We start from the raw sequence: 24,640 nt of genomic DNA, 5'->3' as shown, positions 1-24,640 counted from the left end.
CTTGGGTCTGTGGACGCGGTGTCAGAGCTCTTGGCCGAGGTACGAGCGCGCGGCGCGGTCTTCCGGCGGACCATCATGCGACCGCCCTGGGCTCTGCGGATGGCCGGCGGCGCCCCGCTGACGCTGGCCACGATGCTGAACGGCCATGCCTGGATCGTTCCCGACCAGCACGAACCGGTGCCCATCGGCGTCGGAGACATCGCCGTCGTCCGCGGCGATGTGCCCTACACCGTGGCCGACGACCCCGCGACCACCCCCTCGCTGGTGGTGACCAGCGCCGACTACTGCCCGGGCGCCGAAGGCGTCGAGCACACCTCCGGACCGGCCCGGACCTGTGGAACGCTCACCGACGGGGCGCCCGTACTGGTCAGCGGGGCTTTCGAGCGTCGGGGAGAACTCAGCGACCGGCTGCTACGGGTCCTGCCCGACGTGCTCATGGTGCCGGCCGAGCAAAGCCGCAACCCACCGGTGGAGATGGTGGCCACGGAGGTCATCAGAGACCGTCCAGGACAGCAGCTGGTGCTGGACCGGCTGCTGGACCTGATGCTGGTCTCCGCGCTGCGCACCTGGTTCGACAGCCCCGACTCCAACGCCCCGGCGTGGTGCCGCGCACTGGACGACCCGGTCGCAGGCACCGCGCTCCGGCTGTTGCACGACTCCCCCGCCCACCCGTGGACGGTGGCGGACCTGGCCACCAAGGTGGGCGTGTCCCGCGCGGCGCTCGCCCGCCGGTTCACCGCGCTGGTTGGCGAACCGCCGATGTCCTACCTCGCGAGCTGGCGGATCGCCCTGGCCGCCGACCTGCTGCGCGAGACCGACCAAACAGTAGACGCGATCGCAAGGAAGGTGGGCTACGCCAACGCCTTCGCATTGAGCGTGGCGTTCAAACGACTACGCGGCACGCGCCCCAGCGACCATCGGGACCGCGCGCGGCGGTCCCGATGAGACCCCGAGTTCGATAGATCGGGGTCGGGGGAGCCCCGCGCCTTTCCAGCTCAGCCCCAGCCCTGGTGGGATGCAGCAGGAGCACGCCGGTTACCTCCTCAACCAGCTCTCCGACGCGGACAAGCAGCGCGTTGCTGACGAGCTGGCAGTCCTGGCGGCGGGTGAGACGGACCCGGCGTACCGAGTGTTCCTGGAGACGTTCGCCTTCGCCATGGGCCTGGTGGAACCGGAGGATGGCCGAAGCGGCGCCGCAGCCGGGACAAGCGGTCGGGATGGGGAGCCCGGCCGCCGGGTCAAACCGTGACGACGATCTTCCTTCCGGCATGGAGACCGTTCTCGAGGTGGCGATGCGCCTCGACGATGTCGTCAAGGACGAACACCTTGTCGATCGCGGGTGCCAGCGCACCGAGGCGTACACCGGCGTTCAAGAAGGCCGCCATGCGCTTCACCACTACGGGGTCGAGGGTGTGCTCGAAGCTCCGGTAGCCGAAAATGGTGAGCGGCGTGCTTGCCGGGAAGGATGTGGGCCGAGGGTCCAGGAAGCCCGCAGCGACCAGTGTTCCGCCGGGGCGGGCCGCCTTCAGGAGATCCTGCTGGCCAGGGCCCATGACGACGTCGAGGACGATGTCGGCGCCGGTCCCGCCGGTGTGGTGGCGGACGGCTTCGACAACGTCCATGTGGTCGGTCGCGATGACCGCGGCCGCACCGGCTGCGCTCAACTCGTCCTTCTTGGCAGTGTGCCGGGTAATGGCGATGGGCACGGCGCCGATCTGGTTGGCGATCTGCATCGCCGCCCGGCCGACGCCGCCGGACGCCGCGGTGATGAGGACGTGGTCGCCGGGACGCATCCTCGCCTTCTCGATGAGCGCGCCGTAGGCGGTCGAGTAGGCGACCCAGATCGCCGCCGCCTCCGTGATTACGAGCCCGGCAGGCCGGGCGACGACCCGGCTCGCGGGGAGCGTGGTGTATTCGGCGTAGCTACCCCTTACGCTCGCGTCCGGGATCGCCGCAATGATGACCGGATCGCCGATCCGCAGCCCGGCGACCTCGGCGCCCACCGCATCGATGACGCCGGTCCCTTCGACGCCGAGGCGAGCGTGCGGCAGCGGAACGATCGCGGGCGAACTGCCGGAGCGCATCATCTGGTCGAGCGGGTTGACGGCGAACGCTTCGATCCTGACCCGTACCTCACCCGCCGCGGGCTCGACGACCTGCTCCTCCACCACGTGCATGACTTCCGGCCCGCCGAACTCGTCGAACACAACGACTCGTGGCATGGTGACTCCTCCGCATCGTGCGCTTAATTCGTGCTCGCCGAAGACGCTACGGAGCCGTCGGTTACCTCCTGGTACCTTCGATTTCATGCAGAACCCGGCTGGACCGGTCTTCCTCGCCGACTGCCCCACACGACTCGCGGTCGAGATCATCTCCGACAAATGGGCCGTGCTCGTGCTCTTCGGGCTTAGCCAGCAGCCGCGCAGGCACGGCGAACTCGTCGACCTCATCGGCGGCGTCTCGCGCAAGGTCCTCACCCAGACACTGCGCCGACTCCAGCAGTACGGTCTGGTCGAACGCCATGCCGAAGCGCCCCGACGGGTCGAGTACAGCCTCACCGACCTCGGCCAGACCCTCGTGGAGCCCATCGAGGTCCTCACGAACTGGGCAAGGGACTACGGCGGCGCCATAGTCGCCTTCCAGGAGGCGCAGGCACCCGCCGCTCCCGCTCGGACTCCCCAGGAAGCGACAGAACGACTCGCGTGAACTTGCGGACGACCGAACCGGCGCGACGAGCGGCCTCAATAAAGCCGGCGCAGCTTGAGCAGGCGGACCTCACCGCCCGGCGCCGTCCAGGCATCGAAAGACGACGGGGCGCTCCCGGCAAAGCATGATGGTTACTGCTTGGGGAGGAACACGCCGTACTCGGCGAACCGAGGGGTGAGTTCCGGAGGCAATGCCGTCAGCGCGGCGACCTCCTCGGGTGAGACGAAACCACCGGTCTGGCTTCGGACGTCGACGATGATGTTCGCCTGTTCGGCCGTGAGGCCCAGGATGGCGGCCAGAGCCGGGGCCGGGGCATTGTTGATGTCCACAAGGCCGCCGTCATCGTAGGTCCGGGGCAGGTCAGGACGTCCGATGTGCATCTCCCTGGCGAGCTCAGGGTCACTTCGAGCGGTCTCGGCCGCCATAGCGCGCAGCTGACGGCGCTGCCGCGCGTCCTCCTGCGCCCTCTCAAAGGCGCTTCTCCGGGCTCCTGACCCGCCGAAGACTCGGGGTCGGATCAAAAGAGCGTGAATGGTCCCACCCAACGCCAAGAGGAGAAACGCGATGAAGTTAACGGCGAAACCAACACCCTCCTCGGCTGCAAACGTGGCGAAGAAGGTCACCCAGAGCGCGAAGTAGACGCCCGTCGACAGGATGTACGGCAAGGACTTCATTCGGACGGCCGCATAGCCGAAAGTGAGCGGCGTCCCCAAGCCCAATGTGATCACAGGGCTCAGCGCCCACGCGACACCTGCGACAGTGCGCCCCTTTCCCCCGTTTGTCATGTCTCATTCCTCCTCGTCCTATCAATCAGACGCTGAGGAGCCGGAGCCGGTAACACCAGGCCGATGGCCACATACGGACCGCCCAGCCCTTGTGCCCTGCCCCCGGGGGGCACGTAGGTCGAACGGCAAGGTCAGAGACCTGAACACAGAGGACCGCACCGGTGCGGCTACCGCCCTTGAGGTGTTCTGCCTGGTGAGGCTCGGCAGGAGGACAGGAGATTCGATCTCCTGACGGGTTGCCTCCAACACCCTTCCCTGACAGCCACGGACAGAGGCGACACGGCGACAAAAGCCGAAAGAAGGAAGTAATCCCCGGGACACATGGGAGTTGTGAGGTGTTGACGAACGGACGCGAGGTCGACACTACGCCGCTGTGCAAGGAAATCGAACAGCTGCCCCCGCGCGGTGGCGTCGTTCAGACCGCACACGTTCCGGCAGCAGCCGGGAACATGCCAGCCTGTGGAAACTCCACCCCCGCGACCTGCCGACCGCTACCCAGCCGAGGCGCTCTACACCTCCGGCCGCGGTCGGTGAAGCCGCAAGACCGCCGACGCACTGACGATAGGGACCAGATGCCGACGCCGATCCCCGCACATAGCTCGGCGAGCTAGGCAAAAGCGTGACAGGACGCCTGCGAGGTCGATCCGCCAGGCGCGAGGCTGGATACGCCGCGAACTCCCCCCGAAACATGCTGAACGCTCTGCGGCGAGCACTCACGCAGGCAGAACGAGAGGGACTCGTCAACGCTGAGCAGCGCCCTGTTCGGTGGCTGATTCCGTGGCTCCCGCAGTGGCTCCACGGTGGAGCAAAAGGCCCTCACGATGATCGCGAGGGCCTTTGAGCTGGGAGCCGGCGAGGGGACTTGAACCCTAACCTTCTGTTCACAAGAACCCAGCCTGCCCATGATCGTCTACGTTTCCGCAGGTAGACCTGTGCGCGCGTGGTCGTGGCTGTCAGCAGTCGTAAGCCTCTGTTGCGGTACTTCCGTGCTGTACTTTCCGGCCCCATGACGGAGACTGTCCGACGACCGTCCACCGGCGGCGCCACAGCTTCGAAGGCCCAACTCGCGCCCTCTACCTGACGGCACACTCGTAGACTCATGATGAGGGCTGGCAGGACAGCGAGTGCTGAGGAGGGGCGTCATGATGACTGAACCACTCAATCACGATCATGGCTCCCTCGATCCCGAGGACATCCTCCGTCGACTGCCCCACGACGAGCGAGACCGGTTCATCCGGGACTACCGCAGCGCCCTCGACGCCGCACACGAACTCTGGCGCTACCGCCAACTCCAAGAGGTCCTCCGCCTCTGGCACATGCGAGCTACCGCTTACGCCCGCCCAGACTTCACCGACCGAGCAGAGCAGGCACGCACAGGCGACCCGGCCGTCTTCACTGCCGCTACAGAAACGATCCCCGGGGTGATCTGAGCGCACGGATGGCGCTCGCCCAGATCGGCGATCTCCCCCGCGCTGTACTTCGAGCTCCTCGCACGCAATTGGGCGACGCCCTCTCCCGAAGTGAGATGACTGCTCCGAGTGCACAACTTCCGGCCACTGGTGGATCCGGAGGATTTAGTCTGATCTTAAGTCATTACGGATACGTGCGCGGAGATCGGCGAAGGCCGCTTCCCAGATGTCCCGCTGTCTTATGTAGCGCTCGTCGGTATGCAAAGCTCCACTCTCAACGATATCTCGCAGCTCACGAAGAACTCTAAAAGCGTAATCAGAAACAGCAATTATCTCGCATGGAGCTACAACGGAAACCTGATAGCGCAATTCATAAGCTCGTCCATCTTTGAATGCTTCTACCGCACGTTCGGCTCTCCGATGTGGTGGCATAGCAGAAGTCCGCGCTGCAATTCTCAACTCATCGCGCGTTCTCGACAAGGCTGCAAGATACTCCACATAGAGGTTCCGTTTAGATTCTTGAACCTTGTCTACATGACCGCGTTTCCAGCGCAGCCTTTCAACAGCTAACGTCGAGGAAACACCAAGCAGCGCACCGAGGGCGGTACTCGCGGGGGCCAGCCAATCCACGCGGAAAAGCATGCCATACATGGAGCTGCGCAGCCCACCCTTATCATCTAGCCCGTGTTAGGCGGCACCGTCGCCACCGCAGCGTTCCGGAGGGTGCGCGGCCCCGACCGGCGAGACCACCAACTACACGTCGGCATGCCTTCGGCCCGGGCCAGGGGCTGGATGCTGCGAAGTCTCCGGTTCACGCTCGCACAGTTGGTGAAGTTCCCTGTCGACTCCCGCTTCGCGGGCCTGATGGCGCATTAGGGCTGACGCCTACTTGTCGGACTTCCGCTCGCACTCAGCACAGGCACGCGGGCGCCTGTGAAGTTGTTTGAGGTCGTAGAGGATGTTCCACAGTTTGGAGCGTTCATCGTCACTGAGGTGGCTCATCTTCTGCCTGATCCGGTCCGTCTCATGAGTGAGAGCGCGGCTGAGTTGCTTGTTGCCTAGTGGGTCACTGCTGGAGCGCATGCTCACCTGATGCCCTGCATAGTGATCAAAAATCACAACGTGCCAGATATGGACAGGAGTGAAGCTCCACACAGCCAGGCGTCGACCGTCTAATTACAAGAAACCGGCCGCCCCAAGATCGTCACCATCACCGCAGGTGGGACCGTGTGCGCCCGGCCGTCCATGCCAGCAGTCGTAAGCCTCCGTTGCGGTACTTCCGTGCTGTACTTCCCCCGTCAGCAGGTCGCCCAGCCAGCGCCAGTTGAGCAGGCACCGACCTGGGATCCCACGGCGAGAAGCCGATCAGTCCGAGGACAAGCCGACCCGGAGCGCAGCGAAGCGAGCACCGGAAGCGGCGCGTCAGCAACTTAACCCCAGCCTCAAGCGACCCGCCTCGTTCACAGCAACCCTCGTCGCAACGATGGTGCCGTCTGATCCGTAGCAGGATCAGCGGTGTCAAGGGCCGTCCCCATGGGTCCCCTGACCAGCGCTCGCCCGCCCGCGCCGTCCACACCCGTCCAAGATCGTCCGACCGCGTTGTTAGCGCTGGCATCAGACCCGCGCCGTTCCGGAGGGTCCGCCCCCGCGAACGGCGAGACGTTGCGACAGACAGCTTCGCGCGCCCCTTGGGAAGCCTCCCGTCGGCCGGTACCATGCACACAACTGATCTTGATGAGGAAGCATGTGTGCATGTCCTCGACGACCTCGCCGGGTTCTCTGACCGGGCGCAGGGCCTTCTAACCCGCACCGGATGGCGGGAACCGAAAGAGGCGTCCAGGACGCCGACGGACTTCCTGGACGTCCATGACCGGGGCGGACGTGTAATCCTTGCGCCGACAGTCCTGGTCGTCAGGCGCGAGGGTTTCGATGCCAGGTACGGCGGTCTTCGCTATCAGGTGCGGCGCTCGGTGCTCGTCAGCGGGGAGCGTTGGGACGTCTGTCGCCGCTGGGACTTCTCCCTGGACGAAGGGATATGGGCCGACGAGCGCGGTTGGTTCTTCTCCTGGACCGGTGAACACGTATCGACCCCGGTCCGGTTCCTGGTTCATACAGATGGAAGGGTCGGAGTCAGCAACGGCGGCCCATTCATCGAGGTGGCCGCCTCGCTTCCACAATTGATCGAGAGTCACGCGGTCATGGACATGGTGTCGTCCTGGGACCCCTGGCCCAGCGCACTCGAACCCTGGGTTTCCACTGACCTCGGGGTCGCACTGGCCGAACGTATCAGTGGTCTGGCTGCGGTACCTGAAGCCTCCGGACGTTACGACACGTGGCATCTATCCGATTGCGTTGCCGTGCGGCTCTACTGGAGCTGGACCAGCGAACGACCTCGAGCTCGGGGAGTCCAAATATGGAGCCGCGGTGAGGAAGGGCGTAGACAAGTAGAGGTAGCCGGCGGTAGACGCTAAGCCCTTCGCCCTTTGCGCTGACCGAGAGCATGGTCTTCGGCCTTCTGTTTACAAGAAACCGGCTGCCCCAAGATCACCACCATCACCGCAGGTAGACCGGTATGCACGTGATCGTTGGTGCCAGCAGTCGTGAGCCTCTGTTGCGGTACTTCCGTGCTGTACAGCAGCCGCATACTCCCACCACCCTTTTCATGGAGGTAGGTGACGATTGCGGCAACTTCCGACCGGTTGCTCGGCTCAGGCTTGAAGATAGAAACGCTTGCCTGAGCGAGAAGGCTCGACCTTGTCGATCCTGGCCAACTCATCCGGACTGACGAGGAGCGCCGTGCCAATCCCCGACTTCCAGACCTTGATGCGCCCAGTGCTGCAACAGCATGCCGACGGCGAGGACCACGAGTCTGCGGCGATCGTTGCGGCGATGGCCGACCACTTCACCCTGAGCACGGACGAGCGTGCAGAGATGCTGCCATCGGGTGGGCAGAAGCTGTTCAACAACCGGATCGCCTGGTCCATCACCCACATGGCACAAGCGGGGCTGCTGGAACGGCCTCGCCGGGGCGTCACCCGGATCACCACCCGTGGCCAGAAGGCCATGGCGGAGAACCCGGACCGGGTGGACATGAAGGTCTTGAACCAGTTCGCCGAGTACCGCGAGTTCCGCGCCCGACGCCGCAAGCCCAGCAAGCCGGCCAACGAGCAGGACGATGCCGCGGATCTGTCGCAGGCAGACGCGTCCCCCTTGGAACTGATCCCGCAACTGGTAACTGAGGCTCACACCGCTCTCGCTGACGAACTCGTTGAGCGCCTCCGCCAAGCACCTCCGGAGTTCTTGGAGCACTGTGTCCTGAAGTTGCTGACCCGCATGGGCTATGGCGGCCCTGAAGGCGATGTGCGCCATCTCGGCGGCCCCGGCGATGAAGGCATGGACGGCTTGATCCGCCAAGACCCCCTCGGCCTGGACGTTGTCTACGTCCAGGCCAAGCGCTACGCCGCCGACCGGACCGTCCACCGCCCCGACGTCCAAGCCTTCGCCGGCGCCCTCCAAGGAGCCCAAGCCGCCCGAGGCATCTTCATCGCCACCACCCGCTTTTCACCAGGGGCCATCGACTTCGCCGAGAAGGTCCCCTCGCGGATCATCCTGATCGACGGCCGACGACTCGGCGAACTCATGGTCATCTATGACTGCGGTGTCCAAGAAGCCCAGACCGTCACGATCAAGAAGATCGACGAAGACTTCTTCACCACCGAATGACAACCTGAACCTACGGGATGCCGCAGCCCCGGCGGATTTACAATCCCACCGCCAGATCGCCCTGACCTGCACATTCGTCGCCGCAACTTCGAACTTAGGCCCGTATTCGGCACGGCACTCAGACGCGGCTATGTGGAGTTAACGGGGCACCTGAGTGTCTCTGTCCCGCATGACCGTCCTGGGTCACCTCGTCGTGACGGCTCGCTTGCCTTCTCTCGATCCAGATGAGAGGGGGTCGTACGTTCGCGGCATGACGCATCCACTTGAGCAGTGGGAGTACATGGGGCTGGAGTTCTCTCGCAAGTCGTTGCCCGGCAGCGACATACATCTCAACGAGTACGGCGCTGGCGGCTGGGAGGTCGCCAGCATGGTGCGAGCGACGACCGACCAGTCAGGCGAGGAATTCTTCCTCGTCTTGATGAAGCGGCGCCGCATCGACTGATCCGCAGCAAGATCACCCAATCCGGAGTCCGCGGCGCCCCCTCGGTCGACGCTCTCGCGGCTACGCCAAAAGATATCCACAAGGCGATGGTGTGACCTCGGGCTTCGTGTGCTGGGGGTATCGTCTGGCCAGTGGTCACTCAAGCGCTGTTCGACGTCGATGAGCCTCCGCTGCCGGTGGCGCTGCAGGAGGCGGTACGGCATGCCGAGGTCTTCACTCGCCGCTGGGTCGTCGAACTGATCCTCGACCTTGTGGGCTACACGGCTGACCGTGATCTTGCTGGGCTACGGCTGGTCGAGCCGGCATGCGGGCAGGGCGCGTTCCTGGGGCCAATCGTTGAGCGGCTGAGCAAGTCGTGCCGGGCTCACGGGCGCTCACTGTCGGATGCGGCCCGGTCGATTCGGGCCCTGGATCTCCTGGACGAGAACGTTAAGCGGTCACTCACGCTCGTCCGTGATCGACTCACGGCGGACGGCTGGGAGCACGGCGAGGTTGACGCCGTCGTGCAAAGCTGGGTGTGCCAAGGTGACTACCTTCTTACGGCTCACGATGCCGGTGACGCTGACTTCGTCGTCGGCAATCCCCCCTATATCCGGCTTGAGGATGTACCGGACGAGCGCATGATGGCCTACCGGTCCGCCTGTCCAACGATGGGCGGCCGCGCTGATGTCTACGTAGGGTTCTATGAGGTCGGTCTTCGCAGCTTGAAGCCTGGCGGCAAACTCGGCTTCATCTGCGCTGACCGCTGGATGCGCAATCAATATGGTCGGCGCCTCCGGCAGATGGTGACACAGCGCTACAGTATGGACCTGGTCCTTGTGATGCATGACGTGGATGCGTTCCACGACCAGGTATCCGCCTATCCCGCTATCACGATCATCCGCAACGGCGCACAGGGTCCCGCGATCGCTGCTGATACCACACGGGATTTCGGGCAGTCTGAGGCTCGGACCCTTCTTAGATGGACGGCTGGCCCTACACAGGAGGCTGTCGCCTCTACCGGGTTCAAGGCTTCGCGCCTGCCGCATTGGTTCCCCGGCGAGGACTCCTGGCCGGCAGCGTCCCCGGCGCGCTTGGCCGTTCTGGAAGAGTTGAGCGACAGGTTCCGGCTCTTGGAGGACGAGACCACGGGAACGCGTGTCGGCATCGGCGTTGCGACGGGTGCGGACAAAGTCTTCATCACTGATCAACCCGACCTTGTAGAGCAAGACCGCCTGCTTCCCCTCGCCATGGTCCGCGATACGACGACCGGGCGTCTGGACTGGGGCGGTATGTACCTGGTCAATCCGTGGAATGCGGCCGGTGGGCTCGTCGACCTAGCGGGCTACCCTCGGCTGCGCGCCTACCTCGCCCAGCACGGGACCGTGCTGCGAAAGCGTCACATTGCCGTAAAGCAGCCGGACCGCTGGTACAAGACGATCGACAAGGTTGACCCTCGGCTGAACACTCGTCCCAAGCTGTTGCTTCCGGACATGAAACAGGTCATACACCCCGTGCTGGATGAGGGCGGCCTGTACCCTCATCACAACCTGTACTTCATCGTTTCCGATGTCTGGGACTTGCGGGTACTTGGCGGCCTGCTGCTGTCCAACGTCGCTGAGGCGTTTGTGGCGGCGTATGCGGTCAGGATGCGGGGCGGAACTCTGCGGTTCCAAGCCCAGTATCTGCGCAAGATCCGTGTCCCGGATCCTGCGGATATCGACGAAGAGACCGGCACAGCATTGGCGGCTGCGTTCGAACGTCGTGACGTCAAGGCGGCGACGCAAGCGGCCCTGCGCGCCTATGGGCTCGCAGAACTCCCCGACTAGAGGAACAACATTGACAGTCACTCGGCAGGACTTCGAGAACGCCGTTGCCGCTTACTGGGGCGTGAAAAAGTCTCAGCGAGCACTATCCAATATCAAAGATGCTGTCGGCACTGGAACTGCGGGCTCCGTGCGTGGCGGCAAGCACTTCGACGACATCGCGGCTCTCCTGGCTAAGTTCTTCCTTGAGGCTGGCTACCCGCCCGAGGATATACGCGTCACCAAGTCACATCGGCTGGAACTTCCCGGCTACTACCGTCCACAGAAGCAATGGGATCTCGTGGTGTCCCATAGAGGCACGCTCGTTGCAGCCTTCGAACTCAAGGCGCTCGGCGGTCCATCCTTCGGCAACAACTACAATAACCGAGTGGAAGAGGCGCTAGGTAGCGCCGTGGACCTCAGGAGAGCCGCACTCGCTGACCTCTATCCTGGTGAAAAGCCGTGGCTTGGCTACTTCTTCATCATGGAAGACGCTCCAGGTTCCCGCGCTCCCGTGCGAGTAATAGAGGGCGCTTCGCCTGTCGAAGAAATCTGGCACGGAAGATCGTATCAAACAAGATTCGCGCTATTCTGCGAGCGGCTCATGGCAGAAGGCCTGTACGATGCCGTTTGCTACATCACCTCGTCGGAGGCAAACCCACAGCCGAATGAACTGGCCGAAAGCCTCGACTGGAGGCACTTTTCTGCCGCAATACGCGCCCGGCTCATCTATCTCAGAGAGTTGGGATTTCCGTTCAACGAATAGGCTAACTAAGTTGCCGACTGCGAGAAAAAATCGGTCCTGTCGATGCCTAACCCTACTGCTCCGTCTGCCACGCGCTGACCGGTCCGGGGCGCTCGTTCGCGCGAACGGCGCGTAAGGTGTGACAGACCGTCTCGCGCGAATGAGTGCCCCGGCTCGCGGGGGCTGGGGGCTGCGAAGCCAATGCAGTTGCGTTAGCTGGTTTGGGGTGCCGGCGAGGGGCGGATGCTCGTTGCGGGGCGCACGATCGCGCGAACGATCGTCAGGTGTGACGGGGCGTTGCGCGCGATCGTGTGTTCCGGGTCCAGGAGGGGTGTGGGGAACCACGGGGTTCCCCATTCGCGCTCGTCCGGCCGGGGTGGGTCACGGTCGATGTTCATGCGTGTCACGGGTCGGCCGTACCGGGCCGTAACGCGCTGGTGTTCCTTGATCGTGTTACCGGTTCTCGGGCATGTGGATCGGGTGGGAGGGGCGCGGGGATGCGCCGTGAGCAGGGGCCGGACGGTTCGGGTGGGGCGTCGGCGGCTGGGACGATGCCCGCGGCGTGAAGGGGCAGCCTGCTGCACTGCGGGTGCGGCTCGGAGTCTTGACGGCGGTGTTCCCTCCCGCGTTGGTCGATGAGGTGGTGGCCAGGCACGGCCGTGTGGAGCGACGGCGCAGGTTGCTGCCGTCGCGGCTGGTGGTCTACTTCGTGCTCGGCCTGTGCCTGTTCGCCCGGGAGTCCTATGAGGAGGTCGTCCGGCTGCTGGCCGGGGGACTGCCGGGAAGCCGGGCTCTGGCCGGGGTCAACCGGTCCTCGTTGTGCCGGGCACGGGTTCGGCTGGGTGAACAAGTCATGGAATCGCTGTTCCGACAGGTGGCGGGCCCGCTGGCCGGGCCGGCGACGCCTGGGGCCTGGTGGCGCGGGATGAGGCTGCTGGCCGTGGACGGCACCCAGTTCGATGTTCCGGACTCGGTCAGTAATGGCCAGACCTTCGACGGGCCCTCATCCAGAGGCGTCCCATTCGGATTTCCACAGATCAGAGCCGTGGTGCTGTCGGAGATCGGCACGCACGGGGTGCTGGACGCGGCAATGGGCGGCTACCGGGACGGAGAACGGAGCCTGGCGCTGGATCTGGCGTCCGCCACGGCCCCCGGTGACCTGGTGATCGCCGATCGGGGGTTCTGGTCGGCCGAGGTCGTGGACGTCTTCACCACCGCCGGAGCCGATCTGCTCGTCAGATTGCAGTCCAACCACCTGGGCGCCGTGCTGGCCGAACTCGCCGACGGGTCGGCCCTGTCCACCTCGACATGCAGCAAAAGGGTCCGGCGGCGAGCCAAAGAGCAAGGCCGGACGCCACCCGCACACATCGTCTTCCGCGTGATCAGCTACGCCGCCGGCGACAACGTCGTCCATCTGGGCACCACGCTCACCGACCACCGGGCCTACCCGGCCGAGGAGTTGGTGGCGCTCTACCGGCAGCGGTGGGAGATCGAGCTGGCCTTCGACGAGCTGAAGAACCATCTCGGACCATCCGGGCCACTGCGCTCACGCACACCCGAAGGGGCCCGCCAAGAGCTCTGGGCCTTCCTCGCCGTCCATCACGCGATCCGTCGTCTCGCCCATGACGCCGCCGTCAACGCCGGACCGGTCCTCGACACCGACCGAATCTCCTACCTGACCTGCGTCCGCATCATCCGCAGAAGCATCTTCACCCAAGCCGCGGCCAACGGCACCAAACTCACCCACGCCCTGAGCCAGGCCCTGCACGAGGCACGCAGCCGCCTCCTGCCTCCCCGAACCGGCCGACGCCAACACCGGGCGATCAAGAAGCCCAGCAGATGGCCAGTACTGCGCACCCGCGCCGGACACCGCCACGTCGCCCCAGGCCGTTGGTCCCACAACCAGACCGTCAAGAGCAAACCCCGCCGCGAAGCCGGCCGCGCGTTCACCGACACCCCACGCCCCGCCCAGACGCAGCTACCTCCCTAAAGCAACTGCATTGGGCCGCGAGGCCCCCGCTTCAGACACGTCCAGCCGGTCCTGTCGTGTGCGTGTAACGCCTGTCGGGTCACGTTCTCGGCTCGGTAGTGCGGTTTGGGTGGATGCCCATAAGCGAGGGGGCGATGGTTGGTTTATGGGGAGTCGCAGGGTTCAGCCTGTGTGGTGGTTGGTGCTGTTGGCTGCCGCCGGTGCTGCTGCGGCGTCCGCGCAGTGGGTACCGGCGGATTGGCCGCTGGGTTGGCGGGTGGTGTTGGCGGTCGGGGCTGCGGTCGCTGCCGGGGCTGCGGGGTCGTATGTGAGTGAGTGGCTGAATGCTCGGCGTGCCAGGGCCGCGGCCGTCGAGGGGATGGCGGCGGCGGCGGTGTTGCCGGCGTCCGGTGGTCCGGCGAGTCATCTTGTGGCGGCTCGGCGGGTGGTCGAGTTTGTGGGGCGGCGCGATGAACTGGCGGATCTGATCGCCTGGTGTGAGGGAACGGACGCCGGGCGGGTGCGGTTGCTGACCGGGCCTGGTGGGGTCGGCAAGAGCCGTCTGGGGGTGGAGTTGTGCGTCCGGTTGTCGGAGGTGGGCTGGCGGTGTGTGCAGGTCGCCGATGGGGCTGAGACGACGGCGGTGGATACGGTCCGGGCGGTGTCGGGCGGCCGGGTCTTGCTGGTGGTCGATTACGCCGAGGTACGTGTCGGGTTGCCGAGGTTGTTGCGGGCGGTGGCGGCCGATGATGGGGCTGCCTTGCGGGTGTTGCTGTTGTCGCGTAGCGCGGGTGAGTGGTGGGACCGGTTGTCGGCTGCCGAGCCTGCTGTGCGGGATCTGCTGGCGAATGCCTATTCGGGTGCCGATCTGGCGGCGGTGGTCGAGACACAGGTGTCTGATGATGAGCTGGTCGCGGCTGCGGTCCCGGCGTTTGCTGCGGAGCTGGGGGTTCATCCGGCACCGTCGGTGCGTGCGGTCACCGGCGAGGGCCGGGCCCGGATCCTTGATCTGCATGCTGCGGCGCTGGTGGCGGTGTTGCAGGCGGCCGACAGTCTTGGCTCGGCTGGTGGGGTGGTACGGGTCGAGGTGGCCGACGTGCTGGCGGAGTTGCTGGCGCATGAGGAACGGTTCTGGATGGGGTCGGCCCAGCGTGCCGGGTTGCTGGATGGGACATCAGGGCTGCGGCCAGAGGTGGTGCGGCGGATCGTGGCGGCGGGCTGCCTGCTGGGGGCGGCGTCGGAGGCTGACGCGGTGGCGCTGCTCGGCCGTGTTCCGGGCGCGGCGGCGACGGCGCGGGTGGCGGGGTGGCTGCGGGATCTGTATCCCCCGCATGAGGATGGCGATTGGCTAGGCTCGCTGCACCCTGACCGTCTCGCCGAGCATCACACCATTGCCCAGCTCACGCAGTGTCGAGAGTTGGCTGAGGCGTGTTTGCAGGATCTGGATGACCGGCAGGCCTTGCGCGCGGTGACGTTGCTCGGCCGGGCCTCCACCGATCAGCCCGCTGCGGCGTCGTTGCTCGAACAGACCCTTCCTCTGCTGGACCGCGTCATCGTTGATCTCCCGCCGGACGTTGATCTGCTGACCGCCATCACCAACGCGATCCCTTACCCTTCACTGTCCCTGGCCGAGGCAGACCTTGCCGTGACGCGCCGCATTCTGGAGGCCTTGCCTCCGGGCCCCACCGCCGAACGCGCTCGCTGGCTGTCGTGGCTCGGAACCACACTGACCCAAACAGGACAACTCGCCGAGGCACTGCCCGTTGAACAGGAGGCGGTGCAGATCCGAAGGGAGTTGGCCGAGGCCTACCCTGACCGGTATCGCCCCGACCTCGCTATTTCCCTATCCAACCTCGGCGTCACCTACTCGGAGATGGGGCGCCCCACCGAGGCGCTACCGGTCGCCGAGGAGGCGGTGCAGATCCGGCGGGAACTGGCCGAGGCCCACCCCGACCGATACCGCTCCCACCTCGCCGAGGGCCTTACCAACCTCGGCGTCACCTACTCGGAGGTGGGCCGCCTGGCCGAGGCGCTGCCCGTTGAACAGGAGGCGGTGAATATCAACCGGGAGTTGGCCGAGGCCTACCCTGACCGGTATCGCCCCGACCTCGCCAGTTCCCTGGCCAACCTCGGCGCCATGTACTCGGAGGTGGGCCGCCCGGCCGAGGCACTGCCGGTCACCGAGGAGGCGGTGCAGATCTTCCGAGGGCTGGCCGAGGCCTACCCTGACCCGTATCGCCCCGACCTCGCCAGTTCCCTGGCCAACCTCGGCGCCATGTACTCGGAGGTGGGCCGCCTGGCCGAGGCGCTGCCCGTTGAACAGGAGGCGGTGAATATCAACCGGGAGTTGGCCGAGGCCTACCCTGACCGGTATCGCCCCGACCTCGCCAGTTCCCTGCGCAACCTCGGCATCACGTACTCGGCGGTGGGCCGCCCAGTCGAGGCGCTGCCTGTTGAACAGGAGGCGGTGCTGATCCGGCGGGGGCTGGCCGAGGCCTACCCTGACCGGTATCGCCCCGACCTCGCCAGTTCCCTGCGCAACCTCGTCGTCACGTACTCGGAGGTGGGCCGCCCGGCCGAGGCACTGCCCGTTGCCGAGGAGGCAGTGCAGATCTACCGGGAGCTGGCCGAGACCTACCCTGACCGATACCGCCCCGACCTCGCCCGCTCCCTGGCCAACCTCGGCGCCGTGTACTCGGCGGTGGGCCGCCCTGAGGAGGGTAGAGAGGCACGAGACGAGGCACAAAACCTGCTGCCAACCGCCGACAGTGCTCAGGGGTGACTAATAGTCCGTAGTGGCAAGGGCCGGGCGGCCGGGGCGGGTCGGCCCGGAGAGGCCGCACGCCCGGCCCGGACCGACCGGCGGCGGCCGCGTAGCGGGCGCCCTTGAAGACGTGTAGAAAGTCCTCATCCAGGACGGGTTGCACTTCGCTGACCTGCGGTTATGGCATCAGGCGGGTTAGGGTTCGGCGGGTTTGGTCTGCGAGGCTGACGGCTGCGCCTAGGCGGTTGTCGATGGTTACGTGTGCGGTCTCTGGTGGGTCTTCGGTGTTGAGGGTGCTGGTGTACTCGTCCCAGTTGGCGAGCTTCCAGCCGTCGCGCGGGGCGTCTCGCTGTTCGATGTACTCGTGCATGGTGTCGACGTCGCTGTGTACCCAGATGGACGTCACGTCTACGCCCTTGCCCTGGCATCGGTGAGTGAGGCGTGGGAGCCAGCTCGGGTTGCTCAACTCGGAGATGAACGGGGCGGCGAGGATGATCGATACACCGCAGTCGATGTTGCCGTAGGCCGCGTTCAGCAGGCACCGGTACTCGTGTGGACGGACTTCGGCGCGGTAGAGGTCGGTGTGGCGGTCATGCTGGCTGGCTCCGAGCGAGATCAGCAGGCGTTCGGTCATGCGGCGGGTGAGGGCGTCCTTGTCCAGGAAAGCCCATCCGGAGAGGTCGGAGAGGAACCGGGCGAACTCGGTCTTGCCCGATCCGGCGTAGCCACCGACCAGGACCAGGACGGGGTTGCCGCCAGCGTTGGCAACGGCTCGGCCGTGCCAGGCGTTCGCTAGGCGCGTCTTGAGGGTGTCGGCTCCGGGGAAGAAGGCGGAGAGGTCGAACGGGGTGCCGTCCTGGTCGGGGTCTCGGCCGTCGGCCTGGGCTGCCATGCGTTCCAGGACGGAGAGGGCGACGTTGTGCGCGCTGGCGAGGTAGGGCAACCAGTCGTCCGGGATGCGTAGTCCGCGCTCCCAGCGGGAGACCTCGTGTCGGGTGATCGTGTCAGAACCGGACAGGTCGCAGAGTTGGGCGGCTAACGCGCGCTGGCTTCTGCTGCCGCGTAGGCGGGCCAGGTATGCGCCGAATGCTCGTCGTGCCTCGGTCGTCATGGGCGGCTACCTCCTGTCACCAAGTGTGGCCCCCTGCTGGCCCCCTGTCAGGCTCCTTTGTAAATCGCGGGGCGGCGGGAGCCTGGTCGGGCGGTTGACGACATGCCGCGCGGGCCGGTTCGGCTCGATGACCAACCCCCGATGAGGAATCCCCGCGATGGAAACGCGTGCGCAAGCAGATGACCCGGTGCTTCGGCGGCTTCGGGAGGAGTTCAGCGGTCACCGGATCTGGCGGTCTCGGCGCTGGGACGGCGGGCTCGGCGACTGGGTGGCGACGTTGCACGACCCGGCCGCCGGGGTTGACCCGACGGTGATCCGCTCGGACTCGGCGTCGCTTCGTGAGGCGCTGACGCAGGAGCGGGAGCGCGCGGGGCGTTCGGTCCTCAAAAGGCTCTGGTGATGGCGGCCTGGGCTCCCCCGCCATCACCGGACGGGGTCGCTCCGAAGCTGGGGGCGGCCCGGGGGGAGGCTGAGGCGGCGCGGCGAGTGCTTATCCCCCCGGATGCACTGGTCGCGTCGCCTCGGCCGCACCGCGCACGATGGCTGCTCAACCGGCTGGCGCGGGCCCTGCGGCGGCAGGGGTGCACGGTCGATCGCCGGTACTTCGAGACACGGCCGATGCTGCGGGTGTTCTTCCCGGCCATGCCATGCCTGGGCGACAGCATCACGGTTGTCGGTGGGTCCGGCGGGTGGTGGTACCGGTCCAGTACCGGGGAACTGCTCGCTCCGTGCTCGCGTGCGGACCTGGCGGCGGGACGAGTGTCGGCCTCGCTGGCGTGGTGGGTGCTGGCCGCGCGCTCGTCTATGGAGCTGGACGGGTCCTGATGGACGGGCGCGCGGTGAGCCTGGACGAGGTCGCCGAGCGCTTCGGGGTCCCGTGCTGGCTGGGGACGCACACGCGAACCTTCTGGGCGCTGGCCGCGGTCGTGGCGGGTGGCGCCTGGTGGAGGCGGTGACGGTCCGAGAGCTGGCCATGGCCATTGCGAACCCCGAGGGATGGCCATGGCCTTGACGGCCGTGCGGCAGGGGAACCGTGGGGACGTGATCCCCTGCCGCACGGTCCTCGCTAATCGAGGTCGAGGGGAACGGTCGCCAGCTGGCGGGGACCGGCTACGGCGGCGATGATGCGGCGGGCCGTCTCGGTTGGGTCGGCCTGGTCGGTGTGAATCACCAGATTGAAGACCGGTGTGTCTGTGGCCTGGAGGTCACCGAGCGTCTCGTCCCACGCCTGGAGGCGCTTGGGGGTGTCGACGTCTCCGCGGTGCTTGGAACGGTCGGCGCAGACTGCTCGGGGTACCCAGAGGAGAACGGTCGTCCAGTCCAGGGGGACGGATTCGCGTAGTCGGTTCAGGTCGGCGACGTTGCCCATGTGAACGATCAGGACCTTGTCGGCCGCGAGCAGGGCGGCGATGTCGTGCCGGTCGATGGCGTAGACGTTGCCGTAGCGGCGGGTCTCGACGACCAGCCGGTCAGCGTCTCGAAGCTTCTCCAGATCAGTCGATGTCAGGGGGCGGTAACCCGCGCTACGACCCGTGCCGACCTTGAGTTTTGGCAATGCCGTGTATCGGTCGTCCTGGCGTGCCAGCTCGGCCGTGACGGTGTCCTTGCCGCTGGTCGGCGGGCCGTAGAGGATGACGCCGCGACTGGTCATGGCAAAACCCTACGCAACGCTTCCCGGGTCTGGTCGGCGGTGCTGATCGCGGCGCCTAGGCGGTTGTCGATGGTGAGGTGCACGCCGGGCGGGGGGCTGTCGGTGTCGAGTGTGCTGGCGTAGTCGTCCCAGTTAGCGAGCTTCCAGGCATCGCGTGGGGCATCACGGAACTCGATGTACTCGCGCATGGAGTCGACATCGCATCGGACCCAGATCACGGCAACGTCCACGCCCTTCGCCTTGCAACGGTTGGTCAGACGGCTCAACCATGCTTCGTCTTTCAACTCGGCGATGAACGGAGCGGCAAGGATCGTGGATATGCCGCAATCGATGTTGTCGTTGGCGGTGTCCATGAGGCACTTGTATTCAAGCGGCCTGACCTCTTTCAGATAGAGGTCGGTGTGGCGGTCGTGCGGGTCACCGTCGAGCGAGGTCAACAGACGTTCGGTGAGGCGTCGCGTCAGAGAGTCCTTATCGAGGAATGCCCAACCTGATATGTCGCCTAGGAAACGCGCGAACTCCGTCTTGCCCGACCCGGCATATCCGCCGACCAGGACGAGTGTGGTTGCCGCGATGCTGCCGCTCATGGCCCGGCCTCGCCATGCACTGACCACGCGGGCCTTCAGCGCGTCGCCGGCGGTGGGGTCCTGGTCCTGGGACTGGTCGGAGACCCGGTCGAGCCCCTGAGAGATCGCGTTAGCGGCGTCCTCGGTGGCTGCGGGGCTGAGCGGGCTCGGCAAGGGGAGGGTGAGGTCTCCGGTCTCCTCGGCGGGGAGGGGGAGACGAAAGCCCAGCTCGGGCTCTGTGGCCTCGTACATGAGGCAGTAGGCGCGTCGGTAGTGCGGGCCTGGATACATGCTGCCGCTCTCGTGCCCCCACAGCGTTTGGAAGTTCGCCGCGATTCTGAGCCCTCCGCGGTCGGCGACCTGGCGCAACTTGTCGCCTGCGGCCTCAAGGCTCAAGCCGTGATTCTCCCGGCGTTCGCGGAGTACGCGGGGCTGCCAACCGGCTCGCTGCTTGGTCGTGCTCATATCCGGCCTTTCCATACGGCAGACACCGGCACATGTCGACATATGGCCGCTGTCTGCTGGGGGACGTGAAAGCGGACGTATAAACGGACGTGTAAGAACCCGATGACGCATTAATGATGGGCTGCGCGCGCCTCCTGAACTGAAATATCGGTGTGCGAACGAGTGAGGCAGATCACCACAGGAGGCGGTTGCCGATGCGAGCGGATAGCGGAGAGGCCCAGACGCCTGGGGTCCTCTTGGCCCAGATCCTCGCCGAGTTGGACGAACTCACCTGCCGGGTTGATCAGTTGGCGGAGTCTCTCGAAACACGCTCCGCTCGATCCGGGCAACGCGCTCGCCGAGGTCGCGGACAGCGGCCAGTACTTCCGTGAGCTGCTTCATCGTGGCATCGCCTTCGGCGGCCGCGGGCGCGGTCTGCGTCGGCGGAGGGGTATCGGCCTGGTCGCGGACGAACACGCCCTTGCCCTGCTGGCCGATCACGACACCTTCGGTCCGCAACACGCTGATGGCGGCCTTCACCACGCCGGCGGACACCTCGTACTCCTCGCGGAGCCGGGCCGTCGACGGGAGGGCCTGCCCGGCGGCAAGGCGTCCGTCCCGGATCTGTTGCCGCAGCTCATCGGCTATCTGCAGGTATCCGGGCCGTCCGGTCCTCTCGACCACTCGTTCGCCTTCCTTCGGGGGCACCGCCCCAAGTTCAGCACACCCGACCGGCCAAGAAAACCATGGCTGCCTTGACAGCTTGGACGACTATGTAGACTATGTTGTCCAAGTAGTCAACGAACCTCGGAGGTTCTTCGTGCGCAACATCCCGGTAGACGTGTCGGCGATGACGTTCGTGTGCGTCTCGCCGCCGCGTCCCAAGGTGGTCAACCAGGACACAGGAGAGGTGAAGGTGGACCGCAACGGTCAGACCGTGTTCACGGTGGGGCTGTCGGCGGCAGACGCGATGGGGCGGGTGGACCTGCTCAACGTCGCGGTGACCGGCGACCAGTCGATCACCATCGGGGAGATCGTCACGCCGGTCGGGCTGGTCGCGTTCCCGTAGGAGGCCGTCCTAGGCGGTGAAAAGCGGTGGGGTGTGGCGTTCCGCGCTGACCGCATCGCGCCCGTCTCGGCGACCGGTCCGGCGCCCTCATCGGGGTCCGCTTCGGCGGGCGTGGCCTGAGCGGCGGCCTGGCCATGACTGACTTGCTCCTGATGCTCGGGGTCCTGGCCGCTGCGGCGGCCGGGCTCTGGGCCTGGCGCCACTGGCACCCGGCCTCCTTCTGGTACGGCGTCGGCTTCCCTGCCCGTGCGCTGCTGGTGTACCTGACATGGCATCACGTCGCGTCCGGCTGCAAGCTGACCCGCAACCGGCGGCGGTTCCGCCTCACCCTCGACGCGGTCCCGGTCGTCGGCCCGGCGGCTCGCAACGCCGCGACCGTCGTCGAGCAGAAGCGGCGGGTGCGCCGGGTGGATGTGGAGCGCTCCCCTCGCCTCGGCCTGCTCCGGCCGACTCGGCTCGGGTGGCGTATGCGGCTGCGCCTGCATGACGGTCAGGTTCCGGCGAACTACGAGAAGGCGGCGGAGGGCATCGCGCACGCCTGGCGCGTCCACTCCGTGCGCGTGGTCGACGTCCAGCCCGGCTACGTCACCCTCTGGGCCACCATGCGCGACCCGCTCACCGACGTGGCGCTGTCGGCGGCACCGGCCGAACTGCTGCAGGTACGGCCCGGCAAGCTGGAGAACGGGCGCGACTGGGTGATCGACTTCCGCACCGTGCCGCACTGGCTCAACGCCGGAGCGACGCAGTCCGGCAAGTCCAACCTCGCGAACGCCATCATCCGTGACCTGGCTCCCCAGCGGGTCGCCCTGGTCGGCTTTGACCTCAAGGGCGGCGTCGAGTTCACCCCCTACGCGCCTCGGCTGTCGGCGCTGGCCACGACCCGCAAAGAGTCGGTCGACCTGCTGGCCGATCTGGTCGGGGAGGTGGAGAACCGGATGGCCACGTGCCGCGCGCACGGTGCCCGCAACGTCTGGACGCTCCCTGAGGTGCTGCGGCCGGTGCCGGTCGTGGTGCTGGTGGACGAGGTCGCCGAACTGTTCCTGATGGCCGACAAGTCCGAGAAAGAGGAGGTGTCCAAGACCGCTACCGCGCTGCTGCGGGTCGCGCAGCTCGGCCGGGCTTTCGCGGTCTACCTGATCGTGTGCGGGCAGCGCATCGGCTCTGACCTGGGTCCCGGTGTCACTGCCCTGCGCGCTCAGCTCTCCGGGCGGGTGTGCCACCGGGTCAACGACCCGGAGACGGCCAACATGACCCTCGGCGACCTCGACCCGGCCGCCCTGGACGCCGCCCGCGCCATCGCAGCCGAGACTCCCGGCGTGTGCATCGTCGCCGGACAGGACGGCACATGGCACCGCGCCCGTTCCGTCTACGTCCCCGAGCATGAGACCGAGCAGGCGGCGCGTGATTACGCGCACCTGACCCCGGACTGGGAGAGCCTCGTCGGCTCCGTCCCGATCACTCCCGCCGCATAGGCGCTCCTCTCCTTCCCCTTCTTCTCCTCTTCCCGGCTTGGTGTGAGCCCTGATCGCGCCACGTCCCTACCCCACCCATGCCCGATACCGGCCCTGGAGGCTGCCCGATGGTCGCTCGCATCCGTGTCCTTCGTCCCCGTCCTCGTCCCCGGTTCGTCGCCGTCCCGTCCCCCATGTCCGCGCCGTCCCCGTCCCGGCCGCCGTCCTCGGTGTCGTCCTGGGACGTGTGGCCGGTCGGCGTCGAGTGGGACGAGTTCCGTTCCCTGCACATCGCCCGGTGCCAGCAGTGCGCCGACTCGTTCACCTCGTCCCGTCCCGGTGAGGTCGACGACTGGGCCGACACCCACCGCTGCGACCCGGAAATGGCCGACCTGCTGGCCCTCGTCGACACCCGGCGTGCCGCATGACCCGGCGCATCTTCGGCGCGGTGGCCGACTCCGGGCCGGTCGTCGTGCTGGCGGGTATCGCGGCAGCGGGTTCGTTCACCCACATCCGCGACACCGCCACCGAGCACGGTCAACGCGGCTGGATGGCCTGGGCAATCGCGGTGTGCATCGACCTGACCTGCGTGATGGCGGCCGGAGAGCGGCAGCGAGACAAGCGCACCGGCCGTGACACCGGTCGCCTGTCGTGGCCGACCCTCGTCCTAGTCGGCGGCGTCCTGCTGTCCCTGGCCGCGAACCTGGCACAAGCCGATCCGACGGTGTGGGGGTGGATCACCGCGGGCACCCCGGCGGGCGCGTTCCTGGTCGCCGTCTCGATGCTGGAACGCCGAAAAGCCGGCCCCCGGGCGGCTCGCCCCTCGTCCCGTCCGGCCGCCGACGTGCTGACCGTCCCGGACTCCTTCGGTGACCCGTCCCCGTCTCAGTCCGGCTCGGACTCACCCTCGTCGCCCTGGGTGGTGTGGGAGCGGCCAAGGGCTGCCACTGCTGCCGCGCTCGTCCCGGACGCGCAGGACGACCGGGAGCACGGCGAGGACGAGCAGGACGGACAGACCTCCATCCCCGTCCCCGCCGATCACTCCGGCTCGATGCCGTCTGCGTCGTCGTCCTCGTCGGCTCCGGCGGGGCCACTGGTCGACTTCGCGCGCCGTGTCGCCACCCAACACCAGACCGAGCACGGGCGGCCCATCACCCGTGACGCGCTCCGCGCACGCCTCGGCGTCTCCAACCAACTTGCCTCCGACCTGCTCCGCCAGCTCCGCACCGAAACCGCGTCGCTCGCCTGACCACTGGAGGAACCCGCCATGACCGCCCACACGACTCCGATCGGCCAGACAGCCCCGATCGTGCCTGGTGACCTGTTCGCCCGGCACCAGACCATCACCGGCCTGCGCGCCCTCGCCGACTTCCTGGAAGCCAACCCGGCCGTGCCCATCGACGAGTACGGCGAGCACTACAACGTGTTCACCAGCGACCGCGACGACGCCTCGGCGGTCACGCTGGTCGACCAGGCGGCGGCGCTCCTGGGCGTGCAGGTCAGCGACCGCCGTTCGTTCGGCGGCCACTACGTCGCGGAGCGGACTTTCGGCCGCATCACCTACACCGTCGTCCACATCCCCGAACGCCAAAAACGCGAACACCGCGCCCGTGACAGCTACTGCAGCAACATCGTCCTCGACACCGACCAGGACACCGGCGACCAGGGCGACCGCGGGCGGGCAGCCTGATGCCCCTTGCCCAGCGTCCGGCGCGGTCACGTACGCCCATCGCGCTCGTCCGGCTCGTCGTCGGCTGGGTGTGCGGGACCTGCGGCGGGGGCGGCGTTGTCTCCGATGGGTCCACCTGGCCCGACTGCAACGGCCACGGCCACACCTGAGGAAGGGACTCGTCGATGTTCCTGCGCCGGTGCGCCTTCGGTTGCTTCTGGATCGTGCTGGGCCTGTTCGCCGTCCGGCACCCCGAACACGCCGCTCACGCGGTCAGTGTCATCGCTCACGGCCTGGCCCTGGTCGCTGACAGGCTGGCCCGGTTCGTCTCGGCCTTCTAGATCCCCGGCGT

Annotated in this window: 26 protein-coding genes; 19 read left to right on the top strand and 7 right to left on the bottom strand. The window is 66.7% G+C overall.

Features of this window, described 5'->3' with window-relative positions; translation table 11 throughout:
• Positions 1–9: 9 nt before the first annotated feature.
• Together K8Z49_RS35670 and K8Z49_RS35665 are read left to right on the top strand one after the other, a co-directional pair.
• Positions 10–945 carry an AraC family transcriptional regulator gene (locus K8Z49_RS35670; protein ID WP_412516242.1) on the top strand — a complete coding sequence of 312 codons (936 nt, stop codon included), beginning with the start codon at positions 10–12 and terminating at the stop codon, positions 943–945.
• 70 nt (positions 946–1,015) lie between these two features.
• On the top strand, positions 1,016–1,249 hold the full coding sequence (locus tag K8Z49_RS35665) for a hypothetical protein (protein WP_412516241.1): 234 nt from the start codon (positions 1,016–1,018) through the stop codon (positions 1,247–1,249).
• Here the strand turns inward: K8Z49_RS35665 and K8Z49_RS35660 are convergent.
• Entirely contained in the window at positions 1,239–2,207 is a 969-nt protein-coding gene (locus tag K8Z49_RS35660) for a zinc-dependent alcohol dehydrogenase family protein (RefSeq protein ID WP_412516240.1), read from the bottom strand. The genes K8Z49_RS35665 and K8Z49_RS35660 overlap by 11 nt on opposite strands.
• Before the next feature lie 100 nt (positions 2,208–2,307).
• Between K8Z49_RS35660 and K8Z49_RS35655 the strand changes: the two genes are divergently transcribed.
• Entirely contained in the window at positions 2,308–2,706 is a 399-nt protein-coding gene (locus K8Z49_RS35655; RefSeq protein ID WP_111833609.1) for a winged helix-turn-helix transcriptional regulator, read from the top strand.
• 131 nt (positions 2,707–2,837) lie between these two features.
• Here K8Z49_RS35655 and K8Z49_RS35650 read toward each other — a convergent pair whose 3' ends face one another.
• Positions 2,838–3,491: a helix-hairpin-helix domain-containing protein gene (locus tag K8Z49_RS35650; protein ID WP_111833608.1), complete on the bottom strand. Its 654-nt coding sequence runs from the start codon at positions 3,489–3,491 to the stop codon at positions 2,838–2,840.
• Between the two features lie 1,142 nt (positions 3,492–4,633).
• Here K8Z49_RS35650 and K8Z49_RS35645 point away from each other — a divergent pair.
• Positions 4,634–4,921 carry a DUF6247 family protein gene (locus K8Z49_RS35645; RefSeq protein WP_412516239.1) on the top strand — a complete coding sequence of 96 codons (288 nt, stop codon included), beginning with the start codon at positions 4,634–4,636 and terminating at the stop codon, positions 4,919–4,921.
• A 144-nt stretch (positions 4,922–5,065) separates the two neighbouring features.
• On the opposite strand, the gene K8Z49_RS35640 is transcribed toward K8Z49_RS35645, so the two are convergent.
• Positions 5,066–5,542 (bottom strand): hypothetical protein, encoded by a 477-nt coding sequence (locus K8Z49_RS35640; protein ID WP_412516238.1) that lies wholly within the window; start codon positions 5,540–5,542, stop codon positions 5,066–5,068.
• A 2,154-nt stretch (positions 5,543–7,696) separates the two neighbouring features.
• On the opposite strand from K8Z49_RS35640, the gene K8Z49_RS35635 reads away from it, so the two are divergent.
• From K8Z49_RS35635 to K8Z49_RS35610, 6 genes are all read left to right on the top strand, one after another.
• Complete coding sequence (locus K8Z49_RS35635) at positions 7,697–8,623, top strand: restriction endonuclease (RefSeq protein WP_412516237.1); 927 nt, start codon at positions 7,697–7,699, stop codon at positions 8,621–8,623.
• A 250-nt stretch (positions 8,624–8,873) separates the two neighbouring features.
• Positions 8,874–9,065 (top strand): hypothetical protein, encoded by a 192-nt coding sequence (locus K8Z49_RS35630; protein ID WP_412516236.1) that lies wholly within the window; start codon positions 8,874–8,876, stop codon positions 9,063–9,065.
• A 131-nt stretch (positions 9,066–9,196) separates the two neighbouring features.
• The gene (locus K8Z49_RS35625; RefSeq protein ID WP_412516235.1) at positions 9,197–10,873 is read left to right on the top strand and encodes an Eco57I restriction-modification methylase domain-containing protein; all 1,677 of its coding nucleotides are present in this window, start codon (positions 9,197–9,199) and stop codon (positions 10,871–10,873) included.
• Positions 10,874–10,883: 10 nt separating this feature from the next.
• A complete protein-coding gene (locus K8Z49_RS35620; protein WP_412516234.1) occupies positions 10,884–11,615 on the top strand; it encodes a PaeR7I family type II restriction endonuclease in 732 nt (243 codons plus the stop codon).
• Between the two features lie 541 nt (positions 11,616–12,156).
• Positions 12,157–13,584: an IS4 family transposase gene (locus tag K8Z49_RS35615; RefSeq protein ID WP_412516233.1), complete on the top strand. Its 1,428-nt coding sequence runs from the start codon at positions 12,157–12,159 to the stop codon at positions 13,582–13,584.
• Positions 13,585–13,753: 169 nt separating this feature from the next.
• Positions 13,754–16,345, top strand: coding sequence for a tetratricopeptide repeat protein (locus tag K8Z49_RS35610; protein ID WP_412516232.1), 2,592 nt, complete (start codon positions 13,754–13,756; stop codon positions 16,343–16,345).
• A 160-nt stretch (positions 16,346–16,505) separates the two neighbouring features.
• On the opposite strand, the gene K8Z49_RS35605 is transcribed toward K8Z49_RS35610, so the two are convergent.
• On the bottom strand, positions 16,506–17,438 hold the full coding sequence (locus tag K8Z49_RS35605) for an AAA family ATPase (RefSeq protein ID WP_412516231.1): 933 nt from the start codon (positions 17,436–17,438) through the stop codon (positions 16,506–16,508).
• A gap of 187 nt (positions 17,439–17,625) precedes the next feature.
• Here K8Z49_RS35605 and K8Z49_RS35600 point away from each other — a divergent pair, with 187 nt between their 5' ends.
• The 3 genes from K8Z49_RS35600 to K8Z49_RS35590 all read left to right on the top strand — a co-directional run bounded on the left by K8Z49_RS35600 (position 17,626) and on the right by K8Z49_RS35590 (position 18,394).
• Positions 17,626–17,838 (top strand): hypothetical protein, encoded by a 213-nt coding sequence (locus tag K8Z49_RS35600; protein ID WP_412516230.1) that lies wholly within the window; start codon positions 17,626–17,628, stop codon positions 17,836–17,838.
• Positions 17,839–17,924: 86 nt separating this feature from the next.
• On the top strand, positions 17,925–18,263 hold the full coding sequence (locus K8Z49_RS35595) for a hypothetical protein (protein ID WP_412516229.1): 339 nt from the start codon (positions 17,925–17,927) through the stop codon (positions 18,261–18,263).
• Positions 18,263–18,394 (top strand): hypothetical protein, encoded by a 132-nt coding sequence (locus K8Z49_RS35590; RefSeq protein ID WP_412516228.1) that lies wholly within the window; start codon positions 18,263–18,265, stop codon positions 18,392–18,394. The genes K8Z49_RS35595 and K8Z49_RS35590 overlap by 1 nt, the downstream gene beginning before the upstream one ends.
• A 110-nt stretch (positions 18,395–18,504) precedes the next feature.
• Here the strand turns inward: K8Z49_RS35590 and K8Z49_RS35585 are convergent, their stop codons facing one another.
• From K8Z49_RS35585 to K8Z49_RS35575, 3 genes are all read right to left on the bottom strand, one after another.
• On the bottom strand, positions 18,505–19,089 hold the full coding sequence (locus K8Z49_RS35585) for a guanylate kinase (protein WP_412516227.1): 585 nt from the start codon (positions 19,087–19,089) through the stop codon (positions 18,505–18,507).
• Positions 19,086–20,051, bottom strand: coding sequence for an AAA family ATPase (locus K8Z49_RS35580; RefSeq protein ID WP_412516226.1), 966 nt, complete (start codon positions 20,049–20,051; stop codon positions 19,086–19,088). The genes K8Z49_RS35585 and K8Z49_RS35580 overlap by 4 nt, the downstream gene beginning before the upstream one ends.
• Positions 20,052–20,387: 336 nt before the next feature.
• Positions 20,388–20,783, bottom strand: a complete 396-nt coding sequence (locus K8Z49_RS35575; RefSeq protein ID WP_412516225.1) for a winged helix-turn-helix domain-containing protein — start codon at positions 20,781–20,783, stop codon at positions 20,388–20,390.
• Between the two features lie 136 nt (positions 20,784–20,919).
• Between K8Z49_RS35575 and K8Z49_RS35570 the strand changes: the two genes are divergently transcribed.
• The 6 genes from K8Z49_RS35570 to K8Z49_RS35545 all read left to right on the top strand — a co-directional run bounded on the left by K8Z49_RS35570 (position 20,920) and on the right by K8Z49_RS35545 (position 24,629).
• Positions 20,920–21,168 (top strand): hypothetical protein, encoded by a 249-nt coding sequence (locus K8Z49_RS35570; protein ID WP_412516224.1) that lies wholly within the window; start codon positions 20,920–20,922, stop codon positions 21,166–21,168.
• 134 nt (positions 21,169–21,302) lie between these two features.
• Positions 21,303–22,640, top strand: coding sequence for an FtsK/SpoIIIE domain-containing protein (locus K8Z49_RS35565; RefSeq protein WP_412516223.1), 1,338 nt, complete (start codon positions 21,303–21,305; stop codon positions 22,638–22,640).
• A 107-nt stretch (positions 22,641–22,747) separates the two neighbouring features.
• The gene (locus K8Z49_RS35560; RefSeq protein ID WP_412516222.1) at positions 22,748–23,047 is read left to right on the top strand and encodes a hypothetical protein; all 300 of its coding nucleotides are present in this window, start codon (positions 22,748–22,750) and stop codon (positions 23,045–23,047) included.
• The gene (locus K8Z49_RS35555) at positions 23,044–23,868 is read left to right on the top strand and encodes a DUF2637 domain-containing protein (protein WP_412516221.1); all 825 of its coding nucleotides are present in this window, start codon (positions 23,044–23,046) and stop codon (positions 23,866–23,868) included. The genes K8Z49_RS35560 and K8Z49_RS35555 overlap by 4 nt, the downstream gene beginning before the upstream one ends.
• A gap of 18 nt (positions 23,869–23,886) precedes the next feature.
• Complete coding sequence (locus tag K8Z49_RS35550) at positions 23,887–24,309, top strand: hypothetical protein (protein WP_412516220.1); 423 nt, start codon at positions 23,887–23,889, stop codon at positions 24,307–24,309.
• Between the two features lie 164 nt (positions 24,310–24,473).
• Entirely contained in the window at positions 24,474–24,629 is a 156-nt protein-coding gene (locus tag K8Z49_RS35545) for a hypothetical protein (RefSeq protein ID WP_412516219.1), read from the top strand.
• Positions 24,630–24,640 lie beyond the last annotated feature (11 nt).

The organism is Actinomadura madurae, from assembly GCF_047130825.1.
GTDB lineage: Bacteria > Actinomycetota > Actinomycetes > Streptosporangiales > Streptosporangiaceae > Spirillospora > Spirillospora madurae.
This window is presented reverse-complemented; position numbering and strand designations above follow the sequence as displayed.

What these genes read in the sequence shown, in the direction of transcription:
- K8Z49_RS35605 (WP_412516231.1), bottom strand. Translation starts at nt 17,438, where the DNA reads ATGACGACCGAGGCACGACGAGCATTCGGCGCATACCTGGCCCGCCTA.
- K8Z49_RS35645 (WP_412516239.1), top strand. Translation starts at nt 4,634, where the DNA reads ATGATGACTGAACCACTCAATCACGATCATGGCTCCCTCGATCCCGAG.
- K8Z49_RS35640 (WP_412516238.1), bottom strand. Translation starts at nt 5,542, where the DNA reads ATGCTTTTCCGCGTGGATTGGCTGGCCCCCGCGAGTACCGCCCTCGGT.
- K8Z49_RS35550 (WP_412516220.1), top strand. Translation starts at nt 23,887, where the DNA reads ATGACCGCCCACACGACTCCGATCGGCCAGACAGCCCCGATCGTGCCT.
- K8Z49_RS35560 (WP_412516222.1), top strand. Translation starts at nt 22,748, where the DNA reads ATGGTCGCTCGCATCCGTGTCCTTCGTCCCCGTCCTCGTCCCCGGTTC.
- K8Z49_RS35585 (WP_412516227.1), bottom strand. Translation starts at nt 19,089, where the DNA reads ATGACCAGTCGCGGCGTCATCCTCTACGGCCCGCCGACCAGCGGCAAG.
- K8Z49_RS35655 (WP_111833609.1), top strand. Translation starts at nt 2,308, where the DNA reads ATGCAGAACCCGGCTGGACCGGTCTTCCTCGCCGACTGCCCCACACGA.
- K8Z49_RS35650 (WP_111833608.1), bottom strand. Translation starts at nt 3,491, where the DNA reads ATGACAAACGGGGGAAAGGGGCGCACTGTCGCAGGTGTCGCGTGGGCG.
- K8Z49_RS35545 (WP_412516219.1), top strand. Translation starts at nt 24,474, where the DNA reads ATGTTCCTGCGCCGGTGCGCCTTCGGTTGCTTCTGGATCGTGCTGGGC.
- K8Z49_RS35590 (WP_412516228.1), top strand. Translation starts at nt 18,263, where the DNA reads ATGGACGGGCGCGCGGTGAGCCTGGACGAGGTCGCCGAGCGCTTCGGG.
- K8Z49_RS35665 (WP_412516241.1), top strand. Translation starts at nt 1,016, where the DNA reads ATGCAGCAGGAGCACGCCGGTTACCTCCTCAACCAGCTCTCCGACGCG.
- K8Z49_RS35630 (WP_412516236.1), top strand. Translation starts at nt 8,874, where the DNA reads ATGACGCATCCACTTGAGCAGTGGGAGTACATGGGGCTGGAGTTCTCT.
- K8Z49_RS35555 (WP_412516221.1), top strand. Translation starts at nt 23,044, where the DNA reads ATGACCCGGCGCATCTTCGGCGCGGTGGCCGACTCCGGGCCGGTCGTC.
- K8Z49_RS35565 (WP_412516223.1), top strand. Translation starts at nt 21,303, where the DNA reads ATGACTGACTTGCTCCTGATGCTCGGGGTCCTGGCCGCTGCGGCGGCC.